Origin of the sequence: Streptomyces odontomachi (genome assembly GCF_024435355.1) — a bacterium.
Lineage (GTDB): Bacteria > Actinomycetota > Actinomycetes > Streptomycetales > Streptomycetaceae > Streptomyces > Streptomyces odontomachi.
The window spans coordinates 16,254-33,061 of the sequence record NZ_JAMJWG010000010.1 but is presented as its reverse complement, the minus strand read 5'-3'; the positions used below and the strand labels follow the sequence as shown (position 1 = coordinate 33,061).

At 72.8% G+C, this 16,808-nt stretch carries 13 protein-coding genes; 9 read left to right on the top strand and 4 right to left on the bottom strand.

Translation table 11 applies throughout. From position 1 onward, the window contains the following. The first annotated feature begins 40 nt into the window (after window positions 1-40). Window positions 41-631 carry a Uma2 family endonuclease gene (locus NQO67_RS21200; protein ID WP_255951682.1) on the top strand — a complete coding sequence of 197 codons (591 nt, stop codon included), beginning with the start codon at window positions 41-43 and terminating at the stop codon, window positions 629-631. On the opposite strand, the gene NQO67_RS21195 is transcribed toward NQO67_RS21200, so the two are convergent. Both NQO67_RS21195 and NQO67_RS21190 read right to left on the bottom strand, forming a co-directional pair. After that, window positions 609-1,421: a DUF3097 domain-containing protein gene (locus NQO67_RS21195; protein ID WP_255951681.1), complete on the bottom strand. Its 813-nt coding sequence runs from the start codon at window positions 1,419-1,421 to the stop codon at window positions 609-611. The two genes, NQO67_RS21200 and NQO67_RS21195, sit on opposite strands and share 23 nt — an antisense overlap. Before the next feature lie 134 nt (window positions 1,422-1,555). Further along, window positions 1,556-2,389 (bottom strand): MBL fold metallo-hydrolase, encoded by an 834-nt coding sequence (locus NQO67_RS21190; RefSeq protein WP_255951680.1) that lies wholly within the window; start codon window positions 2,387-2,389, stop codon window positions 1,556-1,558. Window positions 2,390-2,900: 511 nt separating this feature from the next. Here NQO67_RS21190 and hrcA point away from each other — a divergent pair. The 6 genes from hrcA to NQO67_RS21160 all read left to right on the top strand — a co-directional run bounded on the left by hrcA (window position 2,901) and on the right by NQO67_RS21160 (window position 11,618). Continuing rightward, complete coding sequence (gene hrcA, locus NQO67_RS21185; RefSeq protein ID WP_255951892.1) at window positions 2,901-3,917, top strand: heat-inducible transcriptional repressor HrcA; 1,017 nt, start codon at window positions 2,901-2,903, stop codon at window positions 3,915-3,917. After that, the gene (gene dnaJ / locus NQO67_RS21180; RefSeq protein WP_255951679.1) at window positions 3,918-5,054 is read left to right on the top strand and encodes a molecular chaperone DnaJ; all 1,137 of its coding nucleotides are present in this window, start codon (window positions 3,918-3,920) and stop codon (window positions 5,052-5,054) included. Window positions 5,055-5,142: 88 nt separating this feature from the next. Further along, window positions 5,143-6,366, top strand: coding sequence for a nitronate monooxygenase (locus NQO67_RS21175; protein ID WP_255951678.1), 1,224 nt, complete (start codon window positions 5,143-5,145; stop codon window positions 6,364-6,366). A gap of 31 nt (window positions 6,367-6,397) precedes the next feature. Then, window positions 6,398-9,787, top strand: a complete 3,390-nt coding sequence (locus NQO67_RS21170; protein ID WP_255951677.1) for a S41 family peptidase — start codon at window positions 6,398-6,400, stop codon at window positions 9,785-9,787. 533 nt (window positions 9,788-10,320) lie between these two features. Then, window positions 10,321-10,680, top strand: a complete 360-nt coding sequence (locus NQO67_RS21165) for a histidine triad nucleotide-binding protein (RefSeq protein ID WP_255951676.1) — start codon at window positions 10,321-10,323, stop codon at window positions 10,678-10,680. 32 nt (window positions 10,681-10,712) lie between these two features. Beyond that, window positions 10,713-11,618 carry a ribonuclease Z gene (locus NQO67_RS21160; protein ID WP_255951675.1) on the top strand — a complete coding sequence of 302 codons (906 nt, stop codon included), beginning with the start codon at window positions 10,713-10,715 and terminating at the stop codon, window positions 11,616-11,618. Window positions 11,619-11,690: 72 nt separating this feature from the next. On the opposite strand, the gene NQO67_RS21155 is transcribed toward NQO67_RS21160, so the two are convergent. Beyond that, complete coding sequence (locus NQO67_RS21155; RefSeq protein WP_255951674.1) at window positions 11,691-12,497, bottom strand: IclR family transcriptional regulator; 807 nt, start codon at window positions 12,495-12,497, stop codon at window positions 11,691-11,693. Between the two features lie 152 nt (window positions 12,498-12,649). Between NQO67_RS21155 and NQO67_RS21150 the strand changes: the two genes are divergently transcribed. Then, window positions 12,650-13,945, top strand: coding sequence for a glucarate dehydratase family protein (locus NQO67_RS21150; RefSeq protein ID WP_255951673.1), 1,296 nt, complete (start codon window positions 12,650-12,652; stop codon window positions 13,943-13,945). Between the two features lie 120 nt (window positions 13,946-14,065). On the opposite strand, the gene NQO67_RS21145 is transcribed toward NQO67_RS21150, so the two are convergent. After that, a complete protein-coding gene (locus tag NQO67_RS21145; protein WP_255951672.1) occupies window positions 14,066-15,475 on the bottom strand; it encodes a family 4 glycosyl hydrolase in 1,410 nt (469 codons plus the stop codon). A gap of 169 nt (window positions 15,476-15,644) precedes the next feature. Between NQO67_RS21145 and NQO67_RS21140 the strand changes: the two genes are divergently transcribed. Continuing rightward, the gene (locus NQO67_RS21140) at window positions 15,645-16,757 is read left to right on the top strand and encodes a carbohydrate kinase family protein (RefSeq protein WP_255951671.1); all 1,113 of its coding nucleotides are present in this window, start codon (window positions 15,645-15,647) and stop codon (window positions 16,755-16,757) included. Window positions 16,758-16,808 lie beyond the last annotated feature (51 nt).

Here is a 16,808-nt window from a genome sequence, read left to right as displayed (position 1 = left end):
CTGTCGTTTACAGCGGCGGCAGAAAACGGAGGCCACGGAGATGACCACTGTGGACGAGCGCCCGACGACCCGCCGGATGACCGACTTCTTCGAGCACTTTGAGCCCCCCGAAGGCTTCAAGGTGGAGCTCCTCCGGGGGGAAATCGTGATGATGGCGGGGCCGGACCGGGTCCACAACGACATCGTGGAGGCAGTGCAGGATCAGATCCCGCGCAAGCAGTGGAGCCGGCTCCAGACCCAGGACGTCGCCATTCTGAGCGAGGCCAGCGAGCCTCAGCCTGACCTGGTGGTCCTGGAACGCGGTGTCGGCCCGGAGTCCGGCCGACTGATCCCGTCTGAATTGATCACGTTGCTGGTCGAGGTCGTCTCAAAGACCAGCATCGAACGGGACTACTGCACCAAACGTTCGATTTATGCGGCAGGGTGTGTGTCCGCCTACTTGATCATCGACCCGATCATGGGTCAGTGCGTGCTGCTCACGGAACCCGCGAGTGCGGGTGAGGACGCCGACTACCAGGTTCAGCGAGTCAGCAAGTTCGGTGACCCTGTACCGCTGGCCGGGCTCGGCATCGAGTTGGAAACCGAAGAGTTCGGGACACTCCCCAACGTCAAGCCGCACCGTTGGCCGTGACGAAGTCGATCAGCTCCTCCACCCGTCCCAGCAGTGCCGGCTCCAGGTCCTTGTAGGACCGTACGCGGGACAGGATCCGCTGCCAGGCCGCGCCGGTGTTCTCCGGCCAGCCCAGGGCACGGCAGACACCGGTCTTCCAGTCCTGGCCGCGCGGGACGCTCGGCCAGCCGGGGATGCCCACCGACGACGGCTTCACTGCCTCCCAGATGTCGATGTACGGATGGCCGACGACCAAGGTGTGCGCGTCGGTGACCTCGGCCGCGATGCGGGACTCCTTGCTGCCCTCCACCAGGTGGTCGACGAGCACGCCGAGCCGGGCGTCGGGGCCCGGTGCGAAGTCCGCGACGATCGCCGGAAGATCGTCGACACCCTCCAGGTACTCCACGACCACGCCCTCGATCCGCAGGTCGTCGCCCCACACCCGCTCCACCAGCTCCGCGTCGTGGCGGCCCTCCACATAGATCCGGCTCGCTCGGGCCACCCGCGCCCGCACCCCCGGCACCGCGACGGACCCGGACGCCGTACGGGCCGGACGCGCAGGCGCACCGGAAGCCGGACGGACCAAGGTGACCGGCCGGCCCTCCAGCAGGAAGCCGCGCGGCTGGAGCGGGAACGCACGGTGCTTGCCGAAGCGGTCCTCCAACGTGACCGTGCCCGCCTCGCAGCGGATCACCGCCCCGCAGAACCCGGACCCCGGCTCCTCCACCACGAGACCTGGCTCAGCGGGCACCTCGGGCGCGGGCTGCTGCTTCTTCCACGGCGGCGTCAGATCCGGCGAGTAGTGGCGCATCCGGCGACGATAGCGGCCCCGACGCCGCCCCGGGGTGCCGGGACGGATCCGGCCGCCAGTTGACCCGTCAGTTGATCCGCCAGTTGACCCGTCAGGCACCCGCCGAGTGGAGTGGCGCCCCCGCCGCCCCACCGCTACCCCACCCCGAACCGCGCCGCCAACTCGTCGCGTTGCCGACGGACGAACGCGGCGTCCACCGCCGCGCCATGACCGGGCACGTACAGGGCGTCCTCGCCGCCGAGAGCGAGCAGCCGGTCCAAGGCGTCGGGCCAGCGGGCGGGCACCGCGTCGGGCCCCGCCTGCGGCTCGCCGGACTCCTCCACGAGGTCGCCGCAGAAGACCACCTTGGGCCCTGCCTTGCCACCAGGGTCGCCAGGGGCGCCGGTCACAAGGACGGCGAGATCGTGCGCCGTGTGCCCAGGGCCGGCGTTCACCAGCACCGCGCGCACGCCGCCGCCCAGGTCCAGCGTCCGTTCGGCGTCGATCTCGTGCCGCGGCGCCACGAGCGCGTCGACGGCCTCGGCGGCGTCCCGTTCGTCGACCCCGTAACGCACCGCGTCCGCGCGCAGCGCCGCACGGTCCGCCGCGATCAGCGCCCCGACGCCGGCCGCCCCGTACACCTCCGCTCCCGTGAAGGCCGCGGCGCCCAACACATGGTCGAAGTGTGCGTGGGTCAGCGCCACGTGGGTCACCGGAGTCCCGGCGCCGAGCAGCCGGACGGCGTCGGCGCGCAGCCGGGCGCCCTCGCTCAGGGTGCCGCCCGCGTCGACCAGCAGGACCGTGCCGGACGCGGAGGCCGTGCCGGACGCGGAGGCCGCGGTCAAGACGGTGGCCGTGTCGAGCCCGCCGGTTGCGGCCGGCCCGGCGACGAGGCCCACGGTGCAGTCGAGCCCGGGCAGCCGGATCCGGCCCACCCCGGGGGCCAGCCGCTCCCAGCCCGCCGCGTCCCAGTCGATTCGCTCTCCCATGTGGGTCCTCACTCCGTGCGTCCTCACTCGCCGCGCGTCGTCCCGTGCCGTGCGCCCACCCGTGCTGCGCCCCGGTGCCAGGCGGCGACCAGGGCCGGTGGGAGGCGCGACACGCAGTTCGCCGGCCCTGTGATCATCCTCACCCGGGACCAACCCCCGACCCACCCGCCCGGTAACTCCCGTTCCGCCTTCCGCCGTCCGCAGTGAGCACTCTTGCCGCGGCCGTACCCTCCGGCCGTACACTGAACGGGGAGACTGGCACTCCTACGCCGTGAGTGCCAAGCACCGGCGGCGAACAGTGCCAAGGCAGCGGATGCGGCGGCTCCGGTCGGCGGTGCAGAGGCAACAGAACATGGACGTTCGAGATGTAAGAGACGTAAGCGACGTTCGAGACGGCGGTACGCGGAGGCGTACCGACGGGACGCAGAGACCGTAGACCGGACACGGGCCGGACGGGGCCGGTGCACCGGTGCCGGTCGGGGACCCGCAGGCAGAGCTGGAGGTGCGCGCGATGCTCAGCGAACGCAGGCTTGAAGTGCTGCGCGCGATCGTCCAGGACTATGTCGGCACGGAGGAGCCGGTCGGCTCCAAGGCGCTCACCGAACGCCACAAGCTCGGCGTCTCGCCGGCGACCGTGCGCAATGACATGGCGGTCCTCGAAGAGGAGGGCTACATCGCCCAGCCGCACACCAGCGCCGGGCGCATCCCCACCGACAAGGGCTACCGCCTCTTCGTCGACCGGCTGGCCGACGTCAAGCCCATGACCGCGCCCGAGCGGCGTGCCATCCAGAACTTCCTGGACGGCGCCGTCGACCTCGACGACGTCGTGGCCCGTACCGTGCGGCTGCTGGCGCAGCTGACCCGGCAGGTCGCGGTCGTCCAGTACCCGTCGCTGACCCGCTCCACGGTGCGGCACGTGGAACTGCTGGCGCTCGCCCCGGCCCGGCTGATGCTGGTGCTGATCACGGACACCGGGCGGGTCGAACAGCGCATGGTGGACTGCCCGGCGCCGTTCGGCGAGACCGCTCTCGCGGATCTGCGGGCCCGGTTGAACAGCCGGGTCGGATCCCGCCGTTTCGCGGATGTGCCGCAGTTGGTGCAGGATCTACCGGAGGCCTTCGAGGCCGAGGACCGCGGTACCGTCCAGACTGTGCTCTCCATCCTGATGGAGACCCTGGTCGAGGAGACCGAGGAGCGGTTGATGATCGGCGGCACCGCCAATCTCACCCGCTTCGGGCATGACTTCCCTCTCACCATCCGGCCGGTGCTCGAAGCCCTGGAGGAGCAGGTCGTGCTCCTCAAGTTGCTTGGCGAGTCGACGGATTCGGGCATGACCGTACGGATCGGTCATGAGAACGCCCATGAGGGACTCAGCTCCACGTCCGTCGTCTCCGTCGGCTACGGTTCGGGCGGCGAGGCAGTCGCCAAACTCGGCGTGGTCGGACCGACCCGCATGGACTATCCGGGAACGATGGGAGCAGTACGCGCAGTGGCACGTTACGTCGGACAGATCCTGGCGGAGTCGTAAGTGGCCACGGACTACTACGCCGTACTCGGCGTGCGCCGCGACGCGTCCCAGGACGAGATCAAGAAGGCGTTCCGGCGGCTCGCACGCGAGCTGCACCCGGACGTCAATCCCGATCCGAAGACGCAGGAGCGGTTCAAGGAGATCAACGCCGCTTACGAGGTCCTGTCGGACCCGCAGAAGAAGCAGGTCTACGACCTCGGTGGTGACCCGCTGTCGCAGACCGGCGGCGGTGGCGCCGGTGGCTTCGGCGCGGGCGGCTTCGGGAACTTCTCGGACATCATGGACGCGTTCTTCGGGACCGCGTCCCAGCGCGGCCCCCGGTCCCGCACCCGGCGCGGCCAGGACGCGATGATCCGGCTGGAGATCGAGCTCGACGAGGCGGCCTTCGGCACCACCAAGGACATCCAGGTCGACACGGCCGTCGTCTGCGCCACCTGCAACGGCGAGGGCGCGGCGCCCGGCACCAGCGCCCAGACCTGCGACATGTGCCGCGGCCGTGGCGAGGTCTCGCAGGTCACCCGGTCCTTCCTGGGCCAGGTCATGACCTCGCGGCCCTGCCCGCAGTGCCAGGGCTTCGGCACCGTGGTGCCCACCCCGTGCCCCGAGTGCGCCGGCGACGGCCGGGTCCGCTCGCGCCGCACCCTCACCGTCAAGATCCCCGCCGGTGTGGACAACGGCACCCGCATCCAGCTCGCCGGGGAAGGCGAGGTCGGCCCCGGCGGTGGCCCCGCCGGCGACCTGTACGTGGAGATCCACGAGCTGCCGCACCGGGTGTTCCAGCGCCGCGGCGACGATCTGCACTGCACCGTCACCATCCCCATGACAGCCGGTGCGTTGGGCACCAAGGTGCCGCTGGAGACCCTGGACGGACTCGAAGAGGTCGACATCCGGCCGGGTACGCAGTCCGGGCAGTCGATTCCGCTGCACAGCCGCGGCATCACCCACCTGCGCGGCGGCGGGCGCGGTGACCTCATCGTGCACGTCGAGGTGACGACCCCGTCCAAGCTCGACCCCGAGCAGGAACGACTGATCAGGGAACTGGCGAAGCTGCGCGGCGAGGAGCGTCCGACCGGTCAGTTCCAGCCGGGCCAGCAGGGCCTCTTCTCCCGTCTGAAGGACGCCTTCAACGGCCGGTGACCGCGCCTGATAGCAGTCGGTGACCGAGTCATATGCCAGGCGTAAGGCTGCTGTCCAATGCGGGCGGGGGACGTGACAACATGCGGTCATGTCCTCCGCACTGGCCGATCTCTTCCCTCTGCCGATCGTGCAGGCGCCCATGGCCGGTGGCGCCTCGTGTCCGCGGCTTGCCGCAGCCGTGTCCGAAGCCGGTGGACTCGGGTTCCTCGCCGGTGGCCACAAGACGGCGGACGGGATGTACCACGAGATCAAGCAGTTGCGGCAGCTCACGACCCGACCGTTCGGAGTGAACCTGCTGGTGCCGCAGCCCGACGCCGGCGTACGGCCCGGCCCCGCCGGCGTGTCCGGCGGGAGCGCGGCCTGGCCCGCCGTCGGCGTCTACCGCGACCAGCTCGCGGGAGAGGCCTCCTGGTACGAGACGGAACTCGGCGACCCCGACGGGGACCGTGACGACGGCTACGACGCCAAACTCGCCGTCCTCTTCGACGACCCGGTGGCCGTCGTCTCCTTCACCTTCGGCTGCCCCTCCCCGGAGGTGCTGAAGGCCTTCGCGCACGCCGGCACCCTGACGATCGTCACCGTGACCAGCTCCGAGGAGGCCCGGGCCGCCGAGCAGGCGGGCGCCGACGCGCTCTGCGTGCAGGGCATCGAGGCGGGCGGCCACCAGGGCACCCACCGCGACCGGCCGGAGCACGACCATGCCGGCCTCGGGCTGCTCACCCTGGTCGCGCAGGTGCGCGAGAGCGTCCGGCTGCCGATCCTGGCGGCCGGCGGCCTGATGCGCGGCACCCAGGTCGCGGCGGCCATCGCCGCGGGGGCGGACGCCGGACAGCTCGGCACGGCCTTCCTCGTCACCCCCGAGTCGGGCGCTCACAGCCTGCACAAAGAAGCGATAACCAGCCCGATCTTCGCCCGCACCGAGCTGACCCGCGCCTTCACAGGCCGCCCGGCCCGCGTCCTGGTCAACCGCTTCATGCGCGAGCACGGCCGCTACGCCCCCGCCGGCTACCCGCAGGTCCACTTCCTCACCACGCCGCTGCGCAGGGCCGCGGCGGACGCCGGCGATCCGCAGGGCATGGCCCTCTGGGCGGGCCAGGGCCACCGGATGGCCCGCGCACTGCCCGCCGGGCGCCTCGTCGAGGTGCTGGCGGCCGAACTGGACGACGCCAGGAACGCCGCCTGGGCGCCCCCCGGCCGCCCCGGACGCATGGCGCCTCCGACGGATCACGCCCCGACCGCGCACGCCCCGACCGGGCCCGCCGCACCCCCCGGCGACACGGCCAACCGGCCCGGAAGTGATCCAAACCGCTGACCGGGACGGTCCGGGCTCCTAGGCTGATCGTGTGACACAGTCTGGGTACCTACGGTTTCCTCATCTTCACGGCGAACATGTCGCTTTCACCGCGGAGGACGACGTCTGGGTCGCCCCGCTCGACGGCGGCCGCGCGTTTCGGGTCAGCGCGGACAACATGCCGGTCAGCCATCCCCGGATCTCCCCGGACGGCACGAGCGTGGCCTGGACCTCCACCCGTGACGGGGCGCCCGAGGTCCATGTCGCCCCCCTCGACGGCGGCCCGTCGCGGCGGCTGACCCACTGGGGCAGCGTGCGCACCGGCGTGCGCGGCTGGACCCCGGACGGTCGTGTCCTCGCCATCAGCCCCTACGACCAGGCGTCCTTCCGCCGCACCTGGGCGCGGGCCGTCCCGCTCGACGGCGGCCCGGCCGAGACGCTGCCGTACGGCCCGGTCGACGCGGTCGCCCACGGCCCCGACGGGCAGGTGCTGCTGCTGTCGGTGACGATGGGCCGCGAAGCCGCCTACTGGAAGCGGTACCGCGGCGGCAGCATGGGCAAGCTGTGGATCGACCGCGACGGCGACGGCACCTTCGTCCGCGTCCACGAGGACATCGACGGCAACATCGAAGACCCCATGTGGGTGGGCGAGCGGATCGCGTTCGTCTCCGACCACGAGGGCGTCGGAGCGGTCTACTCGTCCCTGCCCGACGGCTCCGACCTGCGCCGGCACACCGACCTCGGCGCCGGAGCCGACGCCGCGGACGCGCCGCGGTCTTCGGCACCCGAGCCGCAGGACGCGGCCTCCGACGACGCGGCCTCCGACGACGGGGCACCCGAGGAGGGCGCCTCCCGCCAGCGCGCGCCCGAGGACACCGCCGCCCGCCCGTCCGACGGGCCCGCCGCAGAACCCGTCCACGGCTTCTACGCCCGGCACGCCTCCACCGACGGCCGTCGCGTGGTCTACTCCCGCGCGGGCGAGCTGTACGTCCTGGACGACCTGGAGGGCGGCCCGGACGCCGGACCGCGCCGGCTCGAGATCCGGCTCGGCGGCCAGCGCACCGACCTCCAGCCGTACGCGCTGAACGCGGCCCGCTGGTTCGGCGCCGCCGCGCCCGACCACACCGGGCGCGGCAGCGCCCTGTCGGTGCGCGGCACCATCCACTGGGTCACCCACCGCGAGGGCCCGGCCCGCGCCCTCGCCACCACGCCCGGCGTACGGGCCAGGCTGCCGCGCACCTTCCGGGTGGACGGCGAGGAACACGTGGTGTGGGTGACGGACGCGGAGGGCGACGACGCACTCGAGTTCGCGCCGGCCACCGGCCTGGCGCCGGGCGCCACCCCGCGCAGGCTCGCCGCCGGCCGGCTCGGCCGGGTGATGTCCCTGGCCATGGCGCCGGACGGCAGCCGGGCCGCCGTCGCTTCGCACGACGGGCGGATCCTGCTGATCGAGCGGGAGTCCGGCGAGGTGCGCGAGGTCGACCGCAGCGAGCACGGCGAGGCGTCCGGTCTTGTCTTCTCGCCCGACTCGGCCTGGCTCGCCTGGTCGCACCCCGGGCCGCGCCCGCTGCGCCACCTCAAGCTCGCCGGCACCGCTGACCTCACCGTCAGCGAGGCCACCCCGCTCAGGTTCCGCGACTACTCGCCCGCGTTCACGCTTGACGGCAAGCACCTGGCGTTCCTCTCGGAGCGCTCCTTCGACCCGATCTACGACGAGCACGTCTTCGACCTGGCCTTCGTCGACGGATCCCGGCCGCACCTCATCACGCTGTCGGCGACCACGCCCGCGCCCTTCGGGCCGCAGCGGCACGGTCGCCCCTTCGAGGCGCCCGACAAGGACGAGACCCCGGACAGCGAGGGCGCCCCCGTCACCCGTATCGACCTGGACGGCCTCGCCGACCGCATCGTGCCCTTCCCCGTCGAGGCGGGTCGCTACTCGACGCTGCGGGCTGCCAAGGACGGGCTGCTGTGGCTGCGGCACCCGGTGCTCGGCGTGCTCGGCTCCTCGCGCGCCAAACCCGAGGACCAGGACCCCAAGTCGGACCTGGAACGCTACGACCTCGCGCAGCTGAGCATGGAGCACCTGGCGTCCGGCGCCGACCACTTCGCGGTCAGCGGCGACGGCAAGCGGCTGCTGCTGTGGACCGACAGCAAGCTGAAGGTGGTGCCCAGCGACCGCCGCGCCTCCCACGACGACGACAGCGACACCAACATCACCGTCGATCTGTCCCGGGTCCGGCAGAAGATCGATCCGGTCGCCGAGTGGCGCCAGATGTTCGACGAGACGGGCCGGCTGATGCGCGATCACTTCTGGCGCGCGGACCTCGGCGGCGTCGACTGGGACGGGGCGCTCGCCCGCTACCGTCCGCTGGTGGAGCGCATCGCCACTCACGACGACCTGGTCGACCTGCTCTACGAGGTGCACGGTGAGCTGGGCACCTCGCACGCCTACGTCTCGCCGTCCGGCGGCTGGGGCGGCTCGTCGGGCCGGCAGGGCCTGCTCGGCGCCGACCTGTCCCGGCACGAGGACGGGCTGTGGCGCATCGACCGGATCCTGCCCTCGGAGACGTCCGATCCGGGCGCACGCTCGCCGCTCGCCGCGCCCGGCGCCGCGGTGCGCGCCGGTGACGCGATCATCGCGGTGGCCGGGCAGCCCGTCGACCAGGTCACCGGTCCCGGCCCGCTACTGGTCGGCACCTCGGGCAAGCCGGTCGAGCTGACCGTGCTGCCGTCCGGCGGCGGCGATCCACGGCACGCGGTCGTCGTCCCGCTCGACGACGAGGAGCCGCTGCGCTACCACGCGTGGGTCGCCGACCGCCGCGCCTACGTGCACGAGAAGTCCGGCGGCCGGCTCGGCTACCTGCACGTGCCCGACATGCAGGCGCCCGGCTGGGCCCAGATCCACCGCGACCTGCGGGTGGAAGTGGCCCATGACGGCCTGGTGGTCGACGTGCGCGAGAACCGTGGCGGGCACACCTCGCAGCTGGTCGTCGAGAAACTCGCCCGCCGTATCGTCGGCTGGGACGTGCCGCGCGGCACCCGCCCCTACAGCTACCCCGAGGACGCCCCCCGCGGCCCCGTCGTCGCCGTCGCCAACGAGTACTCCGGCTCGGACGGCGACATCGTCAACGCCGCGATCAAGGCGCTCGGCATCGGCACCGTGGTGGGCACCCGCACGTGGGGTGGCGTCATCGGCATCGACAGCCGCTTCCGGCTCGTCGACGGCACGCTCGTCACCCAGCCGAAGTACGCCTTCTGGATCGAGGGCTACGGCTGGAGCATCGAGAACCACGGAGTCGAGCCCGACGTCGAGGTGATCGTCACACCCCAGGACCACACGGCCAACCGTGACCCGCAACTCGACGAGGCGATCCGCATCGCGCTCGCAGCGCTCGAGGAGACCCCGGCGAAGACCCCACCGGCACTGCCGCCGGTGGGGTGAGCGGTGCCCACCCAGGGCGTGGCGCCGCCGGGTTGGCACCGGCCCGGTGGGGTTGTTTCGGTCGTGTCCGGACTACCGGCCGGTGGTGGGTTGGTCGCGCAGTTCCCCGCGCCCCTACAGCGCCGAAGGCGCCTGATAAGGGGCGCGGGGAACTGCGCGACAAGCCGCGACGAGGCGGTCGGGTCGTCACCGGTCTGAGGGGGCTGTTTCTGTCGTGTTCGGGCCACCGGCCGGTGGTGGGTTGGTCGCGCAGTTCCCCGCGCCCCTACAGCGCCGAAGGCGCCTGATAAGGGGCGCGGGGAACTGCGCGACAAGCCGCGACGAGGCCGTCGGGTCGTCACCGGCCGGAGGGGGGCTTCGGTCGTGTCCGGGGCGGGACCACCGAGCCGGTGGGTGGGATCCGGCCGCGACCCCGCAGCCGTAGGACCGGCCCGAAGAACGACGTAGGGCCGATAGCATGCCGTACGCGTGACCAACGGCCCGACAGGGCCGACCGGTACGAGAAGGAAACGCTCGTCTAGGAGGCGTGGCAAGTGGCCGGAGAGCGGCAGGCGGACTGTTTGTTCTGCAAGATCGTCGCGGGGGAGGTGCCGGCGACCGTCGTCCGGGAGACCGCGACCACCGTCGCGTTCCGCGACATCAACCCCCAGGCGCCCACCCACGTCCTCGTCATCCCGCGCGTGCACTATCCGGACGCGGCCTCGCTCGCCGCCGCCGAGCCGCAGATCGCCGCCGACATACTGCGCGAGGCCGCCGAGGTCGCCGCGGAGGACAAGGTCGACGGCAGCGGGTACCGCATCGTCTTCAACACCGGCGCCGGCGCCGGCCAGACGGTCTTCCACACCCACGCGCACGTCCTGGGCGGCCGCGGCCTCCAGTGGCCGCCGGGATAGGCGAGTGGCCGGGGTAGCCGGGGCGGGATGCCGTGTCCGTACGTGAAGTGGTGGTGCTCGGCACCGCCAGCCAGGTCCCGACCCGGCAGCGCAACCACAACGGTTATCTGCTGCGCTGGGACGGCCAGGGCATCCTCTTCGACCCCGGCGAGGGCACCCAGCGCCAGATGCTGCGCGCCGGGGTCGCCGCACACGACCTGCACCGGCTGTGCGTCACGCACTTCCACGGCGACCACTCGCTCGGGCTCGCCGGGGTGATCCAACGCATCAACCTGGACCGGGTGCCGCACGAGATCGTGGCGCACTACCCGGCCAGCGGCCGGCGCTTCTTCGAACGGCTGCGGTACGCCACGGCGTACCGCGAGACGGTGCCCCTGACCGAGGTCCCGGCGGGCGGGGACGGCGTGCTCGCCGACACCGCCGCGTACCGCCTCGAGACCCGCCGTCTCTCCCATCCCGTCGAGGCGTTCGGCTACCGCCTCGTGGAGCCCGACGGACGCCGCATGCTGCCCGCCGAACTCGCCGCGCACGGCATCGAGGGCCCTGACATCGGCCGGCTCCAGCGCGTCGGGGAGCTGCGCGGGGTGACGCTGGACGAGGTGAGCGAGACACGGCGCGGGCAGCGGTTCGCGTTCGTCATGGACACGCGCCTCTGCGATGCGGTGTATGCGCTGGCGGACGGGTGCGATCTGCTGGTCATCGAGTCGACGTTCCTCGACGAGGACGAGGCGCTCGCCGAGGAGTACGGGCATCTGACGGCGGGGCAGGCCGCTCGGGTGGCCCGTGACGCGGGCGTTCGCCATCTGGTCCTCACCCACTTCAGCCAGCGCTACACCGACCCCACCGCCTTCACCCGGGACGCCCGGGCGGCCGGCTACGCGGGTGAGTTGACGGTGGCGGAGGACCTGATGCGCATCCCCGTGCCGAAGCGTCGGTGAAGTGTCGATGAGGGGTCGGTGAGGGGGCAGTGAGGGGCGGACCCCCGACTGCTCGGGCCCGTTCCGTCCGGCTCACCGCCACTGGGGCTCGGTGCGGCCGCCCGGTGCCGCCGACTCGATCCGGTCGCGCACGCCGCGCATCACCTCGATGATCTGCTCCTCGTGCCGCGGCGTGAGCCGGGAGACCGGTACCGAGCAACTGATCGCGTCCTGCGCCGGCCGGTCGTACCGCAGGGCGAACCCGAACCCGACGATCCCGAGCACGCCCTCCTCGCGGTCCACCGCGTACCCGCGCCGCCGCGTCGCGGCGAGGTCCGCCACGAGCGCGTCCCGATCGGTGAGCGTGTGGGGCGTGTGCCGCTCGTAGGGGCCATCGGGCAGTGCGCCGTCGTCCCGTTCCGCGAGCAGCGCCTTGCCGAGTGCGCCCACGTGCGCGGGTAGCCGCCGCCCCACCCGGCTGATGGTGCGCAGGTACTCGTGCGACTCGCGGGTGGCCAGGTACGCGACGTTCAAGCCGTCGAGCCGGCCCAGGTGGATGGTCTCGCCGACCGCGTCGGACGCCTCGTCGAGATACGGGCGGACGGCCCGCACCCGCGGGTCGGAGTCGAGGTAGCCGGTGCCGGTGAGCAGCGCGTGGATGCCGATGCCGTAGAGCGACCCGGTCACGTCCGTGCGTACCCAGCCGCGTGCGATGAGGGTCTGGAGCAGCGCGTACATGGAGCTGCGCGGCACGCCGAGCCCGTCCGCGAGTTCCTGCAACCGGGCCGGGCGGTCGCCGCGTGCGGCCAGCACCTCCAGCAGATCGACGGTGCGCGCCGCGGACTTCACCTCCCGCACCCCGCCCCCGCCCGTGGCGGTCGCGTCCCCTGTCTCGCGCATGGGGCGATCGTAACGGCGCCCGTGCGGCGGTGATCCGCCGGCGCCGGGGGCCGTTGACGACCTTTGGTTCGCGTACGTAACCTTCATCTTCATACGTAGATGTCCTACGTAGATGTCCATGGCAGGGCCGATGACGCCGAGGAGTCCCCACCGTGAGCCGTGACCTGACCATCGCCGAGGTGCGTCTGACGCCGATCCTCGTCGCCGATCCGCCACTGCTCAACACGCAGGGCGTCCACCAGCCCTACACACCGCGGTTGATCATCGAGGTGGTCACCGCCGGCGGCGTCTCGGGCTTCGGCGAGACCTACGGCGACGCCAAGTACCTGGAGCTGGCGGAGCCGTTCGCCGAGCGGCTCGCGGGGCGGCAGGTGAACGATCTGAACGGGCTGTTCACCGTCGCCGACGCGGTGGCCGTGGACGCCGCCCGGGTGGAGAACGCCGTCGACGTGGGCGGGCTGCGCGGCGTGCAGACCGCCGACAAGCTGCGCCTGTCGGTCGTCTCCGGCTTCGAGGTGGCCTGCCTGGACGCGCTCGGCAAAGCCCTCGAGCTGCCCGTGCACACCCTGCTCGGCGGCAAGGTGCGTGACGCGGTCGAGTACAGCGCCTACCTCTTCTACAAGTACGCCGCCCACCCCGCGGGCGTGCCGAGCGAGCCGGAGGACTGGGGCGAGGCGGTGGACCCGGCGGGGATCGTCGCACAGGCCCGGAAGTTCACCGAGCGGCACGGGTTCACCTCGTTCAAGCTCAAGGGCGGCGTGTTCCCGCCCGACGAGGAGATCGCCGCGATCCGCGCACTGGCCGAGGCCTTCCCCGGCCACCCGCTGCGTCTCGACCCGAACGGCGCCTGGTCCGTGCCGACGTCGCTGAAGGTCGCCGAAGAGGTCGGCGGGATCCTGGAATACCTGGAGGACCCCACCCTCGGCACCCCGGGCATGGCTGAGGTCGCCGGCGCGACCGGCGTGCCGCTGGCCACCAACATGTGCGTCACGACCTTCGCGGAGATCAAGGAGGCGTTCACCAGGGACGCCGTGCAGGTGGTGCTCTCCGACCACCACTACTGGGGCGGCCTGCGCAACACCCAGCAGCTCGCCGCGATCTGCCGCACCTTCGGTGTCGGGGTCTCGATGCACTCCAACACCCATCTCGGCATCAGCCTCGCCGCCATGACCCACGTCGCCGCCACCGTGCCGAACCTGCACCACGCCTGCGACTCGCACTACCCCTGGCAGTCCGAGGACGTGCTCACCGAGCGGATCACCTTCGACGGCGGCAAGGTGACCGTCACCGACACGCCCGGCCTGGGCATCGAGGTGGACCGCGACCGGCTCGCCCTGCTGCACCGGCGCTGGCGCGACGACGACGGCACGATGCGGGACCGCGACGACGCCGCCGCGATGCGGGTCACCCAGCCGGGCTGGACGTCACCGGCGATGCCGCGCTGGTAGCCGGTCGCGCCGTGCTGGTGGCGGGTCATGCCCCGCGGTGGGCCGGTGGGCCGGTGGGCCGGTGGGCCGGTGGGCCGCCCCGCCGTGCGGTGTCGGCCGGCCGACGGTGCCCGACCGCCGTCAGACCGCCGCCGCCCGCTCCAGGATGCGGGCGGCCACCGCGGGGGAGTCGACCAGCGGGTGCAGGGCGAGGGCGCGCAGGGCCGCGGTGCGGTCCTTGAAGAGGGCCGCGTCGATGGTCGCCCGCTCCACCGCCTTCAGCTGGAGCATCAGCCCCAGTTCGGCGGCGCCCAGCGGGGCGACGGGCAGCGGGCGCGCGCCGTCCCTGCCGACCTCGCAGACCGTCTCGATGATCGCCTCGGGCGGTAGCGCGGGGACCGTGGTGCCGTTGCGCACGTTCAGGATCAGCCGGGTGCGGTGGCCCGACGCCCCCACCGCGTCGTCGGCGCTGCCCGTTCCGGCCGTCCCGCCGGAGGTGCCCGAGAGCGCCCGCATCAGGGCGAGCGCCACCTGGTCGTAGCCGCCGCCGTCCAGGTCGCAGGTGTCGCGCTGCCAACCGCCGCTGGCCGCGCGGCTCTCCGCCATGTACGTCTCCTCGCGGCCGCGTCGCGTCGTCTCCCACAGCTCGTAGGCCCGATCCGGCTCGCGCGCGGCGGTGTCGAAGAACTCGCCCTGCTGGCGCTGGAGGAACGCGCCGCGGGTGACGTCGGCGGCCTGCACGGCGGCCAGCGTCTCGCGGCGGAAGTAGTAGTAGTGCAGGTACTCGTTCGGCAGCGAGCCCAGGGCCTGGAGCCAGCCGGCGCCGAACAGCCGGCCCTCCTCGAAGCCGGCGAGCGCGTCGGCGTCGGCGAGCAGCGCCGGCAGCAGGTCGCGGCTGCCGTCGTGGAGCGAGCGGAGCCAGCCGAGGTGGTTCAGGCCCACGTAGTCGAACGAGGCGGCGGCGCCCGAGCCGTCGGAGACGCCGGGCGCGCCGAGGAAGCGGTCGGGGTCGGCGCCGGCGGCCCGCGCGGCACGGCGCACCAGGCCCACGGGCGAGTCGCAGATGCCGATCACCCGATCGCCCAGCACCTCCGACATCGCCTCGGTCACCATGCCGGCCGGGTTGGTGAAGTTGATGACCCAGGCGTCCGGTGCGAGCGCCGCCGCACGCTCCGCGATGTGCAGCGCCACGGGCACGGTGCGCAGGCCGTACAGCACGCCGCCGGCGCCCACCGTCTCCTGCCCCAGCACGCCCTCGGCCAGCGGTACGTGCTCGTCACGCACCCGGCCCGCGGTGCCGCCCACCCGGATGGCCGAGAAGACGAAGTCAGCGCCCCGGAGCGCGTCGTCGAGCCGCTCGGTGACCCGCACCGCAGGGAGACGGCTGCCTTCGGGCGCGTCCGCGGCCAGCTGGGCGAGGACGGAGCGCACCACGCCGAGCCGGGTGGTATCCGTGTCGTACAAGGTCAGTTCGGATACGTCGCCGCCGGCCAGCGCCCGGTACACCAGTGGAACGCGGAAACCACCGCCGCCCAGAATCGTCAGCCTCATGGGCCGGAACGTACCTCATCGGACGGCAGGACCGTCCGGGCGCATCCCCCTGCCGCGGTCCCCGGGGCGGCTCCCGCCGATTCTCCGAGGGCGCTCACCGGGGCTGGCGGGCACGCGGATGAGCGGATCAGGCACACTGAGCTGATCCGCACCATCCAGGGAGCAAGCCGTGACGGAAGACAAGGGAGAGCTACTGCGGCAGTCGATTCCGGTCGACCCGCTCACCGGGCTGCGCACCCCGGACGACCCCGCGATCGACGTGTACCTCACCGGCACCGTCTTCCTCGACATCATCTTCACCGGTCTGGACAGCGCCCCGGTGCGCGGCACCGAGTCCTGGGCGCGTGGCATGGGCTCCAGCCCCGGCGGCATCGCCAACATGGCGACCGCGCTCGCCCGTCTCGGCCTGCGCACCTCGCTCGCCGCCGCCTTCGGCGACGACCACTACGGGGAGTACTGCTGGGACGCCCTCGAGCAGGGCGAGGGCATCGACCTAGCGCCGTCGCGCACCGTGCCCGGCTGGCACTCGCCCGTCACCGTCTCCATGGCCTACGAGGGTGAGCGCACGATGATCTCGCATGGTCACGAGCCACCGCCCGAGGAACCGGCACCCAGCTGCCCACCGCGCGCACGCGCCGCAGTCGCCGCGCTCACCCCCGGTGAACCGGCGCCGTGGATCGCCGAGGCGGCCCGCCGCGGCACCCGGATCTTCGCCGATGTGGGCTGGGACGACACCGGACGCTGGGACCTCGACAGCCTCCCCGACCTGGCGCACTGCGAGGCGTTCCTGCCGAACGCGCAGGAGGCCATGCGCTACACCCGCACCTCCTGCCCGCGCACCGCCGCCCACGCGCTCGCCGAGCGGGTCCCGACGGCCGTGGTGACGCTCGGCGCCGAAGGGGCCTACGCGGTCGACGGCGGCACCGGCGAGTCCGCCGAGGTGCCCGCCATCGACGTCGAGGCGATGGACACCACCGGCGCCGGGGACGTCTTCGTGGCGGGGTTCGTCACCGCCACCCTGGCCGGCTGGCCGCTCGCCGACCGGCTCGCCTTCGCCGGTCTGACGGCGGCGCTGTCGGTGCAGGAGTTCGGCGGCTCGCTGTCGGCACCCGGGTGGTCAGAGATCGCCGCCTGGTGGCGGCACGTCCAGCAGTACGACGACCAGGAACCGGCCGCCCTGCGGCGTTATGCCTTCCTGGACACCCTGCTGCCCACCACGGCCCGCCCGTGGCCGCTGCGGCGCGCGGTCCCCACCATCGGCTTCGGCGCCTGCGCACGCTGAGCGCAGCCTGCGCACGCAGGGGGCAGCCTGCGCACGCTGAGCGCACGGGCC